Consider the following 16,676-nt stretch of genomic DNA (forward strand, 5'->3'; position numbering starts at 1 on the left):
GTGGGCGGCGGACGCGCGGACTCACGAGTGGCGCAGGCCGGCCACGGCGTCGGCGATGTAGTGGTCCCCGAATCGGATCAGCGAGGCGTACTGGGCCGCGCGGCGATGGCGCATGAGCCGTAGTTCGGCGACCGCGTTGTCGGGGCCTTCGGGCTTCTGAGCGATGGAACGGCGCAGATGCACCATCGAGTACGCGAGGGTGACGTGCCGTTCACCGTCCACGATGTCGGCTTCCAGGAGAGCACCCCGCGCCTCGGCCAGCTCCGGGGCGCGGGCCGCCAAGTGCTCGTAGGAGTCGGGAACCACCGACAGCAGGTCCTTCATCGCCGCCCGGAACAGCTTGTATCCGCGATGTTGGCGCCCGCTCAACGGGATGTCCACCGACGGAGGCGCCATGGTGTGGCGTATCGCCGCCATGTAGTAGTCGGCCGGGATCGTACTGGCGTGGGCCATCGCTGCGGGGAAGCCGCGCACGTACACCGTCGCATCGGCCAGCCGCGTGAGCGCGGCGTCGCCGTCGCCGTGCCGCAGATGGTGGGCGGCGTCGGCCACGGCGACCGCGGCGCAGACGTTGAACAGGACATGGACCTGGTGACCGATGAGCCACCGGGCACTCCACACGCTCTCCAACGACGATCCCGCACCGGCCTCGGGGACGGCCACCGGCGGGACGGAGTCAGGGTCGGCGCATGGCGCTGCGCCGGTGAGATCGAGCACCGACTGCCGCATCCCGGTCACCTCCAGCGCCAGGTCGGAACCTGACAGCGGAGCATCACAGAGATCTTCCAGACCTCGGTGGATGACCATGACACCGTGCAGGGCAGCCTGTTGATCCGACAGTTCCCCCTCACGGACCCGGAAGAACGACTGACTGGTCGACTCCGCCGGCAGCCCCTCACCGACCACGGCCGGAGCCAGATCCGTCAGCGCGGCCGCCAACTCGCCGGCGATCGTGGCAGCCTGCCGCAGCGCGAGGGTGCGCTCGGCAGGTCCGGCATGGGTCGACACCGCGGCCAGCACGCGCGCGGTCCGCTCCGCCTCGGTATCGACCCGTGGGCCCAACACCGGGACGGGCCGCCCGCCTCGGGGCTCTCGGAAGACAGCGACAGCAGGATGACCGGCAACCGGTGATAAGCCCATGGTTGAAGTACTTCGCCACGAACACTCCGCACGAAACCTGATCCGCAAGACCATTCCTGTGCGGTGCACCGGAGTTGGCCGGGGAGGCGGCGGCGGCGAGCCCGGTCCGCCCCGCGGACTCCGTCTTCTACCAATTGGCGTGGAGCCCCACGGGTCGGCGCAGGATCAGGCCGGCCGGGCCGGGCCGGGCCGGGCCGGGCGCCGGTGTCGTGGTGGTGAGCGTGGGGCCGGGCAGTACGTGGGTCAGGGCTGTGGTGTGGCCGTGCTGCCGAGGAGGCGGTCCACGAGGAGTTCCGGGTAGCCGGAGGCCGGCGGGTCGATGCCGAAGATCGCCCGCAGGTAGAGCGGCGCGACGAGCTGGTCGAGGATCTGGTCGAGGGGCGGGGGGACCTCGCCGCGGGCAGCGGCGCGGTCGCGGATGCGCTCGATCGCGCCGATGCGGCGCTCGAACTGCTGCGCGCGCTCCCCCTGCGCCGTGGCGCTGCCCGGCATCGACAGGGCGACAGCGCGGATGAGCAGTCGCCCTTCGGGCGTGCGGATGCTCGCGACGCCCGCTTCGGCCCACGCCGTCAGGTCGCCGCGCAGGGTTCCGGTGTCGGCCAGCGGCCAGTCCCGTTCGAGGCGGGTGACGACCACGTCGGCCAGGAGCGCCTCCCGGCTGCCCCAGCGCCGGTAGACGCTGGTGTGGTTCACCCCGGCGCGCTGCGCGACCGCGGGGATGGTGAGGTCCGCGCCCTCGGGGTCGGACAGCAGGTCGATGACGGCCTGGTGGACCGCCGAGCGGACCTGCTCGGGGCTCTTGCGAAGGCGCGGGGCCGGCTGTTTCGAAGTCACCCCCACATCGTAAGCACAACTATTTGCTTAACCGCGCCCGCAGGTCTACAGTCCTGCCATACGCACAGATCTGTGCTTAAGGAGAGTGTGATGAAGCCGCTGCTGTTCCCCGGCAACCCCCAGTTCTGGTACGAGACCCTGCGCTCGATGAGCCACATCGCCTACGGCGGCGCCGACTTCGGCGAGGTCGTCTCCACCGCCGAGCGCATCAAGGAAGGCGACTACGACAGCTGGCACGAGGAGTGGATGGCGACCGCCGACCGGGTGGCCGCCGAAGCCCAGCGGGCCCTGGACGCGGGCCACACCATCAGCGCCCGGGACGGATTCCTGCGTGCCTCGAACTACTACCGGTCGGCGGAGTTCTTCCAGCACGGCCACCCGTGCGACCCCCGCCACGACCACGCCTACGACCGCAGCGTGGCCTGCTTCCAGGCCGCGGCCGCGCTCCACACCCCGCGCATCGAACCGGTCCGCATCCCCTACGAGGACACCACCCTCCCCGGCTACCTCTACCGGGCCGACGACTCCGGCACGCCCCGCCCGACCCTGATCATGCACAGCGGTTTCGACGGCACCGCCGAGGAACTCCACTTCAGCGGCGCGCTGGCCGCCGTGGAGCGCGGGTACACGGTCCTGACCTTCGACGGCCCAGGGCAGCCCGGCCCCCGCCACCACCAGGGCCTGGTCTTCCGCCCGGACTGGGAGAACGTCATCACCCCGGTCATCGACTTCGCCGAAACGCTCCCCGAGGTCGACAACAGCCGGATCGCGCTGCTCGGGAGCAGCATGGGCGGCGTACTCGCCCCCAGGGCGGCCGCTTTCGAGCACCGCCTCGCCGCCCTGATCGCCGTCGACGGCGTCTACGACCTCGGCCAGATATCCACCCGCCACGTCCCCGGCGACCGCGACCAGGCCGAACGGCTCCTGCGCGCGGACTCCGCCCCCGAACTCGACGCACGCTTCGAGCAGATCACGGCCCAGGACGCCACCGCGCGATGGGCGATCAACCACGGCATGTACGTGATGGGCGTCGACACTCCCCGGGCCTTCAGCGCCTCCTACCTCGACTACACCCTCGACGGCGGCATCGCCGAGCTGATCCAGTGCCCCACCCTCGTGTGCGACGCCGCCGAGGACGAGTTCTTCAAGGGTCAGCCCGAGCAGCTCTACGAGCACCTGACCTGCCCCAAGACCCTGATGCTGTTCACCGCCGAGGAAGGCGCCGGCGCTCACTGCCACCCCGGCGCCATGCGCCTGGCCCTCGCCCGCATCTACGACTGGCTCGACACCACCCTCGCGACCGCCTAGGACGGCTGGCGGATCTCCGTGACGATCGTGTAGAGCTCGATGATGACGCCGTCCCTCGTGCGGGCGATGTCCATGCCGCTGACCAGCGGCGGTTCACCGTCGGCCGGGCCGTACCGGAAACCGAGCTGACCGATGTCGTCGAGCCCTGACGCGGCGCCTGCGGGTCGGAAGACCCAGTCCGGGTTCTCGGCGAGCAACTCTGTCGCGCGGCGCGCGAAGTCCGTGCGCCCACGGATGATGCGGTCCGGTTCGTGCCACACCACGTCTTCCGCGTAGTTCTCGGCGATGACCGCGGCCCGGCGATCCGGGTCGGGTTCGCTGAACACCTCAAGGAGGTTGACTCGCATCAGATCGGCGGCAGATCTGGTCATGGTGGAGTCCGTTCGTGTGGGTCAGTTCGCGACAGCTGGGGCCGTCCGTAGCGGGGCGAGAGCCGAGGTCCAGGCGATGACCTGGTCGAGCATGGTGTTCAGCGCATGGAGGTTGTGGTCGCCGGGTTCGAAGACGCTGAAGTTCTCGAAGTCGGTGTGCAGGGAGAGCGTGACTTGCTGGCGTACGTCGGCCATCTGGAGTTCGGCGGCGACCAGGCGCAGTTGTTCGGCGGAGCGTGCGCCGCCGGCGGCCCCGTAGGAGACCAGGCCGAGGGCCTTGTTGTTCCACTCGGCGTAGAGGTAGTCCAGGGCGTTCTTCAGCACGCCGGGGACGCCGTGGTTGTACTCGGGGGTCACGATGACGAATCCGTCGTACGCGGCGATGGCCTGGGCCCAGCGCCGGGTGTGCTCGTTCTGGTACTGGCCGAGGGACGGCGGCATCGGCTCGTCGAGGTGGGGGAGGGGGTGGTCGCGCAGATCGATCAGCTCGAAGCCGGCGTCGGTCCGGCGCGAGGCGTGGTCGAGGACCCAGCGTGCCACCTGGTCTCCGACGCGGTTGGGCCGCGTGCTGCCGAGGATGATGCCGATGGTGGGCATGGTTGGCCTGCCTCTTCGTAGTGCCCTGCGTCTGCGGTTCAGCTCGGCACGGCGGTCGACGCCGCGACGGCGGAGGCGAAGTCGGGCTCCACGCCGAGCTGGGCGAGCATGATGCTGAGCCCGACGTAGCAGTTGAACTCCTTGATCTTCCCGTTCTCGACGTACCAGAAGTCGGCGGTGGGGATGTTGAGCTTGGCGCCGGTCGGCCGGATGGTGCCGGCGGGTGTTTCGAACGGGCCGGTGAAGGTGCCCTGGATCGTCAGCTCGACGGTGACGACGTTGCCCATGACGTGGAATCGGTGCAGGTCGCGGTGTACGTCGGGGGCGAGCGCTCCCATGAAGGCGACCAGGTCGCCAAGGTGCTCACCGCGGTAGCTCTCGCCGGCGACGACGTTGTTGAAGACGCCGTCCTCGGCGAACAGGTCCCTGAAGCCCTGCACGTCCAGGACGCTGCCCTCGGCCGCTCGGTACGCCGCCCGGACCACGGATTCCGTGCTGGTGTGCATGGTGCCCTCCCGCGTTGAGAGAATCCATTCAAACCTTTGATTTAAATTGTGAGGAGGGGGTGGCCGTCTTGTCAAGCAACCGATTGAATTCTTCGCGCTCACCGGACTCCTTGAAGCGCCCCGGCCACCACGGGGATGAGCATCCGCTCCACCTCCTCGGCGGGCTCGGCGCCCAGCTCGGCCCCGATGGGTGCCACCGCGAGCCAGTTCAGCATCCCGGCCGCACAGCGCACACGGAAGACGAGCTCCCGCTCGTCGACCTCGGGAAGGTTCGCCGCCAGTACGCGCACCGCCTGCCGCCGGGCCTGCTCGAACTTCCCGGCCAGCCTCTCCCACCCTTCGGGCGGATCGATCCCCACCCGCGCCACGGTCCGTATCACGGCCAGATCCCGCCCCCCGGCCACGAGGGCGCTCAGCATCGGCCGCGCGAAGGCCTCGGCCAGCTCGCTCAGCGTCGCGCTTCCCGCCAGAGCGTCGAGCTCCCGGATCTGCGCGTCCAGGTACCGCTCCAGCGCGTGCTCGATCGCCACATCGCACAGCGCCTTCAGCGATCCGAAGTGGTAACTCACCGCCGCGACGTTGGCTCCGGCGCTCTGGGTGATCTCGCGGAGGGTCACCCCTTCCTGTCCCCGCTGTGCGAGCAGCTCAAGGGCAGCCGCCAGCAGATCGCCCCGCGTTCGCTGACCGGCCTCGCGGCGAAGGTCCGTTTTCTCTGGCCTCACGATAGAACTCAAGCGACTGCTTGACTTCATTGTCAAGTGCTCGCCTGAACACGACTTCCGACGCTGACCCGCGACCCCGCGACCCCGCGGCTCTCGCGGCGGAGCCCGAGCGCGAGCCCAGTGGATCCCTTGACCTTGCCGCGACGTCAGGGTCTGTACTGAGTGGCATCCCGGCCCGGAGCAAACACCGAGCTCGCGGGACGGTCCCCAGAAAGGACATCGAGATGACCACCGCGCCCGAGAAGAACATGACCCTGCTGCGCACCGCGTACCAGGCGGTGGAGAGCGGCGACCTCGACGCGGCCGAGCAGATGCTGACGGAGGACTTCATCGCCAACGTTCCGGGCAGCCCCGCGCCGCTGGTCGGCCGCGACGTCTGGCGCCTGGGCACGCAGGCGATGAAGGACGCCTTCCCCGACCTGAAGATCGAAGTCCGGGACATCTTCGGCGTCGGCGACAAAGTGACGGTGCTGCTCCACTTCGAGGGAACCCATCGGGGCGCGTTCCAGCAGATCGGGGCGACGGGCCGACAGGTCGGCTTCGGAAGTATCGAGGTCTACCGCATCGAGGGCGACAAGATCGCCGAGGAGTGGGTCGCCCCCGACATGATCAGCCTCATGCAGCAGATCTCGTCCACCGCCGATCAGACGCGGTGAGCAGGGGTGGCCTGAAGCGAGCCGGCCGCCGAGTCCTGTCCGCGCCGCTCCGCCAGACCCCGCTTCGAGTAGCGGTCTAGCATGAAAGCGAGACTTCATCTCCAGGCCCGGGCCACAGCGGCAGGGAGGCCGGTATGGCGTTCGCAACGACTGGTTTCGAGCAGGCGGACGGCTGCCGTTACACCCCGATCTCCGAGCACGGCCTGATCGGCGACCTTCGTACCACCGCCCTGGTCGGCACGAACGGCACCATCGACTGGTACTGCTGCCCGCGCTTCGACGCGCCCAGCGTGTTCGGGTCCATCCTCGACGCCGACCGGGGCGGGTCGTTCGAGTTGGCCGCCGAGGTCCCGACCCGCACCAGGCAGTTCTACTTCCCCGACACGAACGTCCTGATCACGCGGTTCTTCGCCGCGGACGGGGTGGCGGAGATACAGGACTTCATGCCCGTGGTCGACGAGTCGCGCGAGGCGGCCCGCCACCGGCTGATCCGGCGGGTGATCTGCGTCCGCGGAACCCTCCCCTTCAGGGCGCGGATCGCCCCCCGCTTCGGCTACGGCACCGAAGCGCACACCACGCACCTCGAAGGCCACGTGGCGGTGTTCCGCTCCCCGTCACTGACGCTCGCGCTGACCGCCACGGCACCCCTGGAGAGCGACGGCCTGGACGTGTGGTCGCACTTCAAGCTCCTTCAGGGCGAGTCCCACGTGTTCGCCCTCGACCGGATCGGCGACGACGTCCCGCCCCGGTCGTGTCCGCGCGCCGAGGCACAGGAGCAGGCCGAGGCGACCGTCCGCTACTGGCGCCACTGGCTGGCCGGTTCGCGCTACCACGGGCGGTGGCGGGAGATGGTGAACCGCTCCGCGCTGGTGCTGAAGCTGCTCACCTACGCGCCGACCGGTGCGATCGTCGCCGCACCGACCACCAGCCTGCCCGAGCAGATCGGCGGCGCGCGCAACTGGGACTACCGCTATGTCTGGGTCCGCGACGCCGCCTTCTGCGTCTACGCGATGCTTCGCCTGGGGTTCACCTCGGAGGCCGAGGCGTTCATGGGATTCCTCTCCGAGCGGGGCATCCTGCGGGGCACGGGGGAGAGCGGTCCGTTGCAGATCATGTACGGCATCGACGGGCGCATCGACCTGCCCGAGTACGAGCTTCCGCACCTGGAGGGATATCTCGGCTCCGCACCGGTCCGGGTGGGCAACGCCGCCACCGGCCAGCTCCAGCTGGACATCTACGGTGCGCTGATCGACTCGATCTACCTCTACGACAAGTGGGGGCAGCCGATCAGCAGTGACCGCTGGGACGAGGTCGGTGCCGTGGTGGACTGGCTCTGCGAGCACTGGGACCAGCCCGACGAGGGGATCTGGGAGACCCGCGCGGGCCGGCGGAACTTCGTGTACTCGCGGCTGATGTGCTGGGTGGGGCTGGAGCGCGCGATGCGCATGGCGAACCGCCGCGGTCTGCCGGCGGACCTGACCCGCTGGCGGGAGTCCCGGGACGCGATCTACCGGCAGATCATGCGGCGCGGCTGGTCGGCGCAGCGGGGCACGTTCGTCCAGGCCCTGGACGGCGGTGAGCTGGACGCCTCGCTGCTGATGATGCCGATGGCCAAGTTCGTCTCGCCCACCGACCCCAAGTGGCTCTCCACCCTGGACGCCCTCACCACGGACCTGGTCTCCGACTCGCTGGTCTACCGCTACGACCCGACCGCCAGCCCGGACGGCCTGCACGGCCCCGAGGGCACCTTCTCGATCTGCTCCTTCTGGTACGTGGAGGCGCTCGCCCGCGCAGGCCGGCTGGAGGAGGCGAGGCTCGCCTTCGAGAAGATGCTCACCTACGCCAACCACCTCGGTCTGTTCGCCGAGGAGATCGGCCCGACCGGAGAACAGCTGGGCAACTTCCCCCAGGCCTTCACCCACCTCTCGCTGATCAGCGCCGCCTTCAACCTCGACCGCGCGCTGGGCTGACGCAGCATCACCGCCGGGACGGCGATTCGGTGACGTCGCAGGAGGCAGCGGCGGCGGTCAAGTCCGTGTCCCGGACGTCGCAGGCGATCCGGCCGAGCAGGGTCCGGAACGCCTGGCGCTCATGCGGAGGGCGTCGACGCCCGGGGCGGTGACGATCTTGCGCTGGCGCCGATCTGCGGGGTTGAGCCGGCGCTCGACCAGGCCGGCCGTGACGAGGTCGTCGATCAGGTAGGTCATCACCGTGCGGTCGATCCCGAGGTACGTGGCCAGGGCGAGGTGGTTTTGCTGTTCACCTCGGACGACGACGGCCGCGTCTGGTAGCCGCGGGCGCCCTGCGGGACGTCATCGAGGGCGTCATGGTCAAGATCGGCATCATCCTCGGCGGCGCCGCCCCGGCGTACTGAACGATGCTCGACCAGGTCATCGCCTGGAGCGCCGCGCTCGCACCGCTGCGCATGGCCTCGGCCGCCGCAGCCTGAGCCGCCCGCCGGGCTCTGTTCACCCATTTGCGGCGCCGATGATGCATCCTCACCTGCCTGGTGGAAGGGATCACAGGGGCCCGCCTCCCGGCAGGAGGCCGCCGGCCGAAGGGAGATCCTCCCTGAGCACCGAACAGCGAGAGAGCCTCGAAGCAACCAGGAGTCAGACATGAGCGAAGCAGTCGACCAGAACGCGAAGACCATCGAGGAGTTCCGAGCGAACGAGGGCAGGGTCGGCGGGATCTTCGAGGGCGCTCCGCTGGTCATCGTCCATCACCGCGGCCGCAAGAGCGGGCAGGAACACGTCAGCCCGATGATGTACCTCGCGCACGACACGGATCCGGACATCGTCTACGTCTTCGCAAGCAAGGGCGGAGCATCCACCAACCCGGATTGGTACCGCAACCTGACCGCCGCCGGTGAGGGCACCATCGAACGCGGCACCGCGACCTACCAGGTGACCGTCCGCGAAGTGACCGGCGCCGAACGCGACCGCATCTACGACGAGCAGGCGCGGCGTTACCCCGGCTTCGCCGAGTACGCCCGCCAGACCGCCGGAATCCGCATCATTCCCGTGCTCGAACTCCGGCGGGCGTAGCCCACACCCCCGTCAGCTTCAGCGAGTCGAAGGAGAGAGATCATGCCCAAGGCAGTCAGGTACGACGAGTTCGGCGGGATCGACGTGCTGCGGGTCGAAGAGGTGGAACGCCCGGTGCCCGGGGACGGGCAGGTCCTCGTACGCGTGAAAGCGGCCGGCACCAACCCCGGTGAGGGGCTCATCCGCGCGGGGGCATTGGCGGACGTGTTCCCGTCGACGTTCCCGTCCGGGCAGGGCAGTGACCTCGCCGGGGTCATCGAGGAGGCCGGCGCCGGGGTTGCCGGATTCTCGGCCGGCGACGAGGTGATCGGATTCAGCCAGGAGCGGGCCTCCCAGGCCGAGCTGGTCCTGGTCGAGGCGGGTGACCTCACGCGCAAGCCGGAGAAGGTCTCATGGGAGGTGGCCGGCAGCCTGTACGTCGTCGGCGTGACCGCAGTGGGGGCCCTACGCGCCGTCCAGCCCGAGGAGGGCGAGACCGTCGTCATCTCCGGTGCCGCCGGGGGAGTCGGCTCGCTCGCGGTCCAGCTCGCGCGCCGTACCGGGGCCACGGTCATCGGCCTGGCGAGCGAGAGCAACCACGAGTGGCTGAAGAGCCACGGGGTGATCCCGGTCGCGTACGGTGAGGGCGTCGCGGACCGCATCAGGGCCGCCGCGCCCAGTGGCGTGGACGCCTTCGTCGACACCTTCGGCGACGGGTACGTCGAGCTGGCCCTCGCCCTCGGCGTAGCGACCGATCGGATCGACACCATCGCCGATTTCGCGGCAGCCGAGAAGCACGGGGTGAAGACTGACGGCGGGATCGAGGCCGGGCCGGGCGCCAAGGTACTCGCCGAGCTTGCCGGCCTGATCGCCGACGGACACCTCGAAGTGCCGATCGCGAACGTCTACCCGCTGGCGCAGGTCCGCGAGGCCTACACCGAGCTCGAACGCCGCCACACCCACGGCAAGATCGTCCTCAGGCCCTAGGGTGTGTCTACGGATCATCCCGGCCCGCGTTCGCCCCCTGGTCCACCCGGGAGGCAGTTTCTCGATCTTCGATGACAGCAGGGTCGAGGTCGAGGGATACGGCGGGGCCGAGACGATCACGGATCAGGGACGGGCCGGCGTGTTCCGCGGGGCGTTCGGGCTGCTTCAGCCCTCCGGCCGTTCGCCGGGCTGGTGGTCAGCCGTTGGGTGCAGCACTGGGGTCGGAACCGCGGGTGTCCATCGCCAGTATCAAGGCCGAGTCCGCGTGGAGCGTGATGCGCACCGGTGTGAAGGTGGTGGCGTCCACCGGCGACTCACCGGTGCCGGGATTGCGGGCGTAGCGCGGGTGGGCGCCTCCGCTGATCTGCCAGCGTATGCGGTGGCCGACGGCGAAGCGGTGGGCGGTGGAGCTCATCGGCACGGTGATCTGCGACGGCTCCCGCCCGTCCGTCCGCAGGCGGCCCAGCCCGTCACAGATGTTGACGGAGCGGCCCTGCGCGTCCACGTCGCACAGGCGGGTGAAGACGTCGGCGTGACCGGTGTCCGTGGAGATGCTCAGGCGGGCGGAGACGGGGCCCAGGATGTCCAGCGGCTCGGTCAGCGGGGGGCTGGTGAAGATGAGGACGTCGTCCCGGGCCTCCAGGGTGCCGTTGTCCCGCGGACCGGCGGTACGGGAGAGGAGAGGGCCGCCGAGGGAGGGGGTCGGGTCCTCCGGGTCGTAGCGGAACGACGCCAGGGGTGCGGAGTCCGTGGGAGCCTCCTCGGTGAGGTGCCCCTGCGGGGTGGGGAACCGCGGGTTGACGTCCGCGGCCGGAGGCCAGTCGTCGAGGTTCCGCCAGGCGTTCTCGCCGCCGACGTGCACGCGCACCCTCGTGGGGCGCAGGCCCGAGGGGTCGGCGTTGAGGTGGGCGCGCAGCCAGGCGAGGCTCTCGGCGAACACCTCGGGCCATCCCTGTTGCAGGGCGGAGGTGTGGGTCCAGGGGCCGACGAGCAGGGCGGTCTCGCAGCCGGCCGCCCGCAGCCGGTCGTACTGCCCGAAGGTCTGGTCGGCCAGGGCGTCGTGCCATCCGGTGATCAGAGCCGTGGGCACGCGCAGTCGCTCCGCCGACTGCGCCAACGATGCGCCGCGCCAGTAGGCGTCCTCGGCGTCCGGGTGCGTCATTACGCCGTCCAGCCAGGGCGGCGGTTCGCTCCCGAGGGCTGACACGTGCGCCCCGCGCAGCGGCTTCGCGGTGGTGACGTCGCGCAGTCGGCGCTGCAGGCGCAGTGTCGCCTTCAGGAACGGTCCCATGCCCTGGTGCTGGTAGGTCATGCCCACGCCGACGGCGAGGGCGGTTTCCAGGTGCAGCGCACCGTCCCTGTGGAACAGGGCATGCGGATCGTGCAGGCCCAGCTGCACCACCATCGCCTTCAGTTCCGGCGGCGGGTCCAGGGCGAGGGCCCACTGTACGTAGCCCAGGTAGCTGGGGCCGACGGTTCCCAGCGTTCCGTTGAACCAGGGTTGCTCGCGCAGCCAGGACACCGCGGCCGCGCCGTCGGCGACTTCGTTGCGCCACAGGTCGAACGTCCCCCCGGAACCACCGGTGCCGCGGCAGCTCTGCAGGACCACGTGGAAGCCCTGTTCGGCGAAGAGCAGGCCGTACATGGGGGACCAGGGCAGGCCCCTGCCGTACGGCGAGCGCACGAGGAGGGTGGGGAAGTCGCCCTCGGCGCGCGGGAAGTAGTGGTCCGTGATCAGCGGGCTGCCGTCGGCGGCCGGCACCACCAGTCCGGGCTCCCACCCGACATCGTGCAGTTTGGCCGGGAGGCGACGCCAGGTCGCCCTCATCATCCGTGCGGACAGCGGCGGTTTCCCGGCAGGCGGTGCCCAGGTCGGCCTCGACACAGGACCGTGCGTGGGTGACGTCATCGTTGCCCTCCTTGATTTCCGTACGATGTACGAGAATAGAGCATGCTTGACTGGGCGAGCACAGGGCCGCCGATCAGGGAGAGGGGCGTGGGCCGTGTCCCGCGAAGGAAGTGCCGGCGGCCCGGGCGTCGACCCCCAGCAGCTCTGGCTGAGCTCCGACCAACCCCGCAGGGGCCGCAGGCCCGCCTACAGCCGAGAGGTGATCACCGCCGCGGCCGTCGCCCTGGCGGACGCGGAAGGGCTCGAAGCGGTCACCATGCGGAAGGTGGCCGCACAGGTCGGAGCCGGCGTCATGTCGCTCTACAGCTACGCCCCCGACAAGGAGACGCTGCTGAACCTGATGGTCGACCACGTCAGCGGCGAACTGCCGACCGCGCACCCGCTCACCGGTGACTGGCGCGCCGACCTGAAGGCGATCGCAGGCCTCCAGCGCGCTCACATGCTGCGCCACCCCTGGCTGCCCGCCGCCCTGACCACCCGCCGCGTCCCCGGACCCCACGCCCTGGCCTTCCTGGAACGCGCGCTCGTCGCCCTGCGGCCCGCCGGACTGGGCGGTGCGGCGAAGCTGGAAGTCTTCGCCCAGCTCACGGCATTCGTGGCCGGGCACGTCGCCTACGAGATCGCACAGGCCGCAACCTCGCACTCCCCGGACCGAGCCGCGGCCGAAGCCCGCTACCTCGCCGCCGTCGCGACGGACGGCCGCCACCCGGAACTCGCCGAAGCCCTCTCCGCGCCCGGAGGCCCCCTCGCCCCGGACGCCACCTTCACCCGGTTCCTGAACCGCCTGGTCGACGGCCTCGACGCCGACTGATCCCGTAGGCCGCCACGGCGCAGCAACATTACGGAGCGTTTCCGGTTCGTTGCGTTGTGTCGCTCCTGGAAATCTTCACCCGGTGAAAGTGGAGGGGGTGCCTCCCATTACATTCCTCCTCGGTGCGGGCGGGGGGATGGGGGAGTTTGGACCGATTTGGGTACGCAGGGTCGCATGCCGCCCTTCTTTGTTACGCGATCTTGTGGAGAACCCGTGGTGATCCGCCGAATCAATCGGAAAGCCCCTCGGGTGAATGGCCATATCGCTTGATCGAAGCCGTCAACACGGTTCGCCCGGTCGCCTGTTCGCGTGCTTACATCTGGCCTCGGGAGTGGTCGAACCGCCTTGTCGCGGAACGGCCACGCCATTTGAGAAACATTCAGACGACTGAAGGGTGCGCACATCATGCGTAACGACATCGAGACCCGTGAGATCGCCGACGACGAACTGGACGCGGTTTCCGGCGGTGTCAGCATCTCCGGTGGGCTTCTCGGCGGCGTGACCGGCGACGTGTTCCACGTCCTGAACACGGTGACCTCGCTCCAGACGGTCCAGGGCGTGCAGGCCCTGCCCGGCCAGGTCGAGGGCATCGTCGGCGTTCGCGCCGGTGTCGCCGGCCTCTGAGCCGAGCCGGTACATCAGGGCGCGTGAACCCCGGGACGTACGCGTTCCGGGGTTCACGGGTGCCCATGGCCGCGTGCGTGCCCGTGCCCGTGCCCGTGCGCGTGCCCGTGCGCGTGCCCGTGTCGTGAAATGCATTCGAAGGACAGGTCGCTGGTCGTGCAGTTCCGTCAAAAGGCGCTCTCCAGGCTGCAATCGCCGGAAGAACTCGATCTGCCCGTACGGTTCGCGCGCCCGCAGGGGCGATTCGTTCTCGCCGTCACCGCCCTCGTCATGGCCGCGGCGAGTTTCTGGGCATTCACCGGATCTGTTTCCTCCAAGCTGAGCGCCCCCGGCATCCTCACCCGGGCCGAGGGCAGTTATCTGCTCCAGAGCCCGTACTCCGGACAGGTCACCGCCGTCCTCGCCAAGGAGGGCCAGAAACTCTCCCCCGGCGCACCCCTGCTCCAGCTCGCCACCGAGCAGGGCGACCGGACCGTGCGCGTCGTGGCCGGCGGGCGGGTGACGAGCCTGGCCGCCAAGACGGGTGCCGTCGTGACGACCGGTGCGGACCTTGCCGTCCTGGAGCGCCTGGGCGGCGCGGACGACCCGCTGGTGGCCGTGCTCTACGTGTCCGGCGCCGGCGGTGCGGAGATCCGCGCCGGGGCCGCCGTCGACCTGGACGTCCAGTCCGCCCCCCGGCAGCGGTTCGGCGTGGTGCGCGGGCGCGTCAAGGAAGTCGGGCGTACGCCCCAGACGCAGGAGCAGATCGCCGGCTTCCTCGGCGACGCCCGCCTCGCCGCCCAGTTCGCCCGCCAGGGCAATCCCGTCGCGGTGCTCGTACAGCTCGAACGTTCCTCCGCGACCACCTCCGGCTACCGGTGGTCCACCGCGGGCGGGCCCCCGTACGCCCTCGACTCCACGACGCCGCTCACCGGAGCCGTCCACCTCCCCGCACAGCGCCCCGTCGATTGGCTGCTCCCGTGACCACCGTGCCGCACGCCCCCCGAGTCTCCTCCCGCGGCCGACCGCGCCGACCCCGCCGCCCGCCGCGGCCCGTACGCACCCCCACCGTGCTCCAGATGGAGGCGGTGGAGTGCGGGGCCGCCGCGCTGGCCATGGTCCTCGGCCACCACGGCCGTTTCGTACCCCTCGAAGAGCTGCGCATCGCCTGCGGGGTGTCGCGGGACGGCTCCCGCGCCGGGAACCTGCTCAAGGCCGCCCGCGGTTACGGGCTGACCGCCAAGGGCATGCAGATGGACCTGGCCGCGCTCGCCCGGCTGGCCCCGCCTGCCATCCTCTTCTGGGAGTTCAACCACTACGTCGTCTACGAGGGCACGGGCCGACGCCTCGGCCGCCGGGGCGCGTACCTCAACGACCCCGCCAAGGGACGGCGGTTCGTCCCCATGGAGGAGTTCGACACCGCCTTCACCGGCATCGCGCTCGTCTTCGAACCCGGCCCGCGCTTCCGCCGCACCGGCCGCAGACAATCCGTCATGAGCGCCATGCCGGCCCGCCTGCGCGGCACCTCGGGCACCATGCTCGCCGCCGTGCTCTCCAGCCTCCTCCTGGTGGCCGTCGGCGCGACGGTGCCCGCGCTGAGCCGTACGTACATCGACATGTTCCTCATCGGCGAGCAGACCTCCCTGCTGGGCGTCCTGTTCTCCGCGATGGCGGCGGCCCTGGTGCTCACGGCCGTACTCACCTGGCTGCAGCAGGCCAATCTGCTGCGCGGGCGCGTCATCTCCTCCACGCTCGGCAGCGCCCGCTTCCTGCGCCACCTGCTCCGACTTCCGGTCGCCTTCTTCACCCAGCGCAACCCGGCCGACCTCGTCCAGCGCCTCCAGTCCAACGACGCGGTCGCCGAGACCCTCGCCCGGGACCTGGCCGCCGCGGGCGTGGACGCCGTGGTGGTCGTGCTCTACGCGGTCCTGCTGTGGACGTACGATCCGCAACTCACCGCCGTCGGGGTGCTCATCGCCCTGCTCAACCTCGTGGCCCTGCGGATCGTGATGCGTCTGAGGGCCACCGGCACGCAGAAGCTGCGCGCCGAGAGCGCCCGGCTCACCAACACCTCGTACAGCGGCCTCCAGCTCATCGAGACGATGAAGGCCACCGGCGGGGAGAACGCCTTCTTCCGCCGCTGGGCCGGCCAGCACGCCGTCACCCTCGACGTGCAGCAGCGGCTCGGCGTCCCCAGCGCCTGGCTGGCCGTCGTCGCGCCCACGCTCGCCGCGCTCAACAGTGCACTGATCCTGATGATCGGCGGCCTGCGGGCGGTGGAGGGGCACCTCACGGTCGGTCTGCTGGTCGCCTTCCAGGCCCTCGTGACCAGCTTCACCGCACCGATCACCCGCCTGGGCGGCGTGGCCGGACGGATCCAGGACTTCGCCGCCGACGTCGCCCGCCTCAAGGACGTCGAGAACTTTCCCGTCGACCCGCTGTACGTGCGGCACGCGCGCGGCGAGAGCCCGGCCGGCACCCGCCGCCTCAAGGGCCATCTGGAGCTGGACGGCGTCACCTTCGGCTACAGCCCGCTGGACGCTCCGCTGCTGAAGGACGTTTCGCTCGCGGTCGGCCCCGGGCAGCAGATCGCGCTCGTCGGCGGCTCCGGGAGCGGCAAGTCCACCGTCTCCCGGCTGATTTCCGGCCTCTACACCCCGTGGAAGGGCGCCATCCGCATCGACGGGATGCGGATGGAGGACATCCCGCGCGGCGCGCTGGCCGCCTCCGTCTCCTTCGTGGACCAGGACGTCTTCCTCTTCGAGGGCACCGTCCGCGACAACGTCGCGCTGTGGGACCCCTCCATCCCGGACGAGGCGGTCGTCGCCGCCCTCCAGGACGCCGCCGTGTACGAGGTGGTGGCGCGCCGGGCCGGCGGCATCCACGGCCGCGTCGAGCAGGACGGCCGCAATTTCTCCGGCGGCCAGCGCCAGCGCCTGGAGATCGCCCGCGCCCTGGTGCGCCGCCCCAGCGTCATGATCCTGGACGAGGTGACCAGCGCCCTCGACGCGGCGACCGAGCGGATCGTCATCGACAACCTGCGGCGCCGCGGTTGCGCCTGCGTGGTGATCGCCCATCGGCTGAGCACCGTACGGGACAGTGACGAGATCGTCGTGCTCGACCGGGGCACGGTCGTGGAGCGCGGCCGGCACGAGCAACTGCTCGCCGCGCGGGGCGCGTACGCCGCACTGGTCAAGGAGCACTGA

General features: G+C 70.3%; 17 protein-coding genes. 9 read left to right on the forward strand and 8 right to left on the reverse strand.

Annotated features, from left to right (window positions below; all coding sequences use genetic code 11):
* Nucleotides 1–21 precede the first annotated feature (21 nt).
* Both ACIQU4_RS10925 and ACIQU4_RS10930 read right to left on the reverse strand, forming a co-directional pair.
* Entirely contained in the window at nucleotides 22–1,020 is a 999-nt protein-coding gene (locus ACIQU4_RS10925; protein ID WP_403728150.1) for a hypothetical protein, read from the reverse strand.
* 363 nt (nucleotides 1,021–1,383) lie between these two features.
* Complete coding sequence (locus ACIQU4_RS10930) at nucleotides 1,384–1,974, reverse strand: TetR/AcrR family transcriptional regulator (protein ID WP_403728152.1); 591 nt, start codon at nucleotides 1,972–1,974, stop codon at nucleotides 1,384–1,386.
* A gap of 90 nt (nucleotides 1,975–2,064) precedes the next feature.
* On the opposite strand from ACIQU4_RS10930, the gene ACIQU4_RS10935 reads away from it, so the two are divergent.
* The gene (locus ACIQU4_RS10935) at nucleotides 2,065–3,282 is read left to right on the forward strand and encodes an alpha/beta hydrolase family protein (RefSeq protein WP_403728154.1); all 1,218 of its coding nucleotides are present in this window, start codon (nucleotides 2,065–2,067) and stop codon (nucleotides 3,280–3,282) included.
* On the opposite strand, the gene ACIQU4_RS10940 is transcribed toward ACIQU4_RS10935, so the two are convergent.
* The 4 genes from ACIQU4_RS10940 to ACIQU4_RS10955 all read right to left on the reverse strand — a co-directional run bounded on the left by ACIQU4_RS10940 (nucleotide 3,279) and on the right by ACIQU4_RS10955 (nucleotide 5,508).
* Nucleotides 3,279–3,653 carry a nuclear transport factor 2 family protein gene (locus ACIQU4_RS10940; protein ID WP_403728156.1) on the reverse strand — a complete coding sequence of 125 codons (375 nt, stop codon included), beginning with the start codon at nucleotides 3,651–3,653 and terminating at the stop codon, nucleotides 3,279–3,281. The two genes, ACIQU4_RS10935 and ACIQU4_RS10940, sit on opposite strands and share 4 nt — an antisense overlap.
* Nucleotides 3,654–3,674: 21 nt before the next feature.
* On the reverse strand, nucleotides 3,675–4,250 hold the full coding sequence (locus ACIQU4_RS10945; RefSeq protein WP_403728158.1) for an NADPH-dependent FMN reductase: 576 nt from the start codon (nucleotides 4,248–4,250) through the stop codon (nucleotides 3,675–3,677).
* Between the two features lie 38 nt (nucleotides 4,251–4,288).
* Nucleotides 4,289–4,756, reverse strand: coding sequence for an ester cyclase (locus ACIQU4_RS10950; protein WP_403728160.1), 468 nt, complete (start codon nucleotides 4,754–4,756; stop codon nucleotides 4,289–4,291).
* A gap of 98 nt (nucleotides 4,757–4,854) precedes the next feature.
* Entirely contained in the window at nucleotides 4,855–5,508 is a 654-nt protein-coding gene (locus ACIQU4_RS10955) for a TetR/AcrR family transcriptional regulator (protein WP_403728162.1), read from the reverse strand.
* A gap of 194 nt (nucleotides 5,509–5,702) precedes the next feature.
* Here ACIQU4_RS10955 and ACIQU4_RS10960 point away from each other — a divergent pair, with 194 nt between their 5' ends.
* Together ACIQU4_RS10960 and ACIQU4_RS10965 are read left to right on the forward strand one after the other, a co-directional pair.
* Nucleotides 5,703–6,134 (forward strand): ester cyclase, encoded by a 432-nt coding sequence (locus ACIQU4_RS10960; protein WP_403728164.1) that lies wholly within the window; start codon nucleotides 5,703–5,705, stop codon nucleotides 6,132–6,134.
* A gap of 134 nt (nucleotides 6,135–6,268) precedes the next feature.
* Nucleotides 6,269–8,104, forward strand: a complete 1,836-nt coding sequence (locus ACIQU4_RS10965; RefSeq protein WP_403728165.1) for a glycoside hydrolase family 15 protein — start codon at nucleotides 6,269–6,271, stop codon at nucleotides 8,102–8,104.
* Between the two features lie 57 nt (nucleotides 8,105–8,161).
* On the opposite strand, the gene ACIQU4_RS10970 is transcribed toward ACIQU4_RS10965, so the two are convergent.
* The gene (locus ACIQU4_RS10970; RefSeq protein ID WP_403728531.1) at nucleotides 8,162–8,374 is read right to left on the reverse strand and encodes a MarR family transcriptional regulator; all 213 of its coding nucleotides are present in this window, start codon (nucleotides 8,372–8,374) and stop codon (nucleotides 8,162–8,164) included.
* Between the two features lie 378 nt (nucleotides 8,375–8,752).
* Here ACIQU4_RS10970 and ACIQU4_RS10975 point away from each other — a divergent pair, with 378 nt between their 5' ends.
* Entirely contained in the window at nucleotides 8,753–9,181 is a 429-nt protein-coding gene (locus ACIQU4_RS10975) for a nitroreductase family deazaflavin-dependent oxidoreductase (protein WP_403728167.1), read from the forward strand.
* Between the two features lie 42 nt (nucleotides 9,182–9,223).
* Nucleotides 9,224–10,147, forward strand: coding sequence for an NADP-dependent oxidoreductase (locus tag ACIQU4_RS10980; protein WP_403728169.1), 924 nt, complete (start codon nucleotides 9,224–9,226; stop codon nucleotides 10,145–10,147).
* A 196-nt stretch (nucleotides 10,148–10,343) separates the two neighbouring features.
* On the opposite strand, the gene ACIQU4_RS10985 is transcribed toward ACIQU4_RS10980, so the two are convergent.
* Nucleotides 10,344–12,056, reverse strand: a complete 1,713-nt coding sequence (locus tag ACIQU4_RS10985) for a CocE/NonD family hydrolase (protein ID WP_403728171.1) — start codon at nucleotides 12,054–12,056, stop codon at nucleotides 10,344–10,346.
* A gap of 94 nt (nucleotides 12,057–12,150) precedes the next feature.
* On the opposite strand from ACIQU4_RS10985, the gene ACIQU4_RS10990 reads away from it, so the two are divergent.
* The 4 genes from ACIQU4_RS10990 (at nucleotide 12,151) to ACIQU4_RS11005 (ending at nucleotide 16,676) form a co-directional block, all read left to right on the forward strand.
* Entirely contained in the window at nucleotides 12,151–12,867 is a 717-nt protein-coding gene (locus tag ACIQU4_RS10990; protein WP_403728172.1) for a TetR/AcrR family transcriptional regulator C-terminal domain-containing protein, read from the forward strand.
* Nucleotides 12,868–13,272: 405 nt separating this feature from the next.
* A complete protein-coding gene (locus tag ACIQU4_RS10995; protein ID WP_053689200.1) occupies nucleotides 13,273–13,491 on the forward strand; it encodes a hypothetical protein in 219 nt (72 codons plus the stop codon).
* A 156-nt stretch (nucleotides 13,492–13,647) separates the two neighbouring features.
* Entirely contained in the window at nucleotides 13,648–14,454 is an 807-nt protein-coding gene (locus ACIQU4_RS11000) for an HlyD family efflux transporter periplasmic adaptor subunit (protein WP_403728174.1), read from the forward strand.
* A gap of 5 nt (nucleotides 14,455–14,459) precedes the next feature.
* Entirely contained in the window at nucleotides 14,460–16,676 is a 2,217-nt protein-coding gene (locus ACIQU4_RS11005; protein WP_403728533.1) for an NHLP family bacteriocin export ABC transporter peptidase/permease/ATPase subunit, read from the forward strand.

Origin of the sequence: Streptomyces sp. NPDC090741, from assembly GCF_044769045.1 — a bacterium.
Lineage (GTDB): Bacteria > Actinomycetota > Actinomycetes > Streptomycetales > Streptomycetaceae > Streptomyces.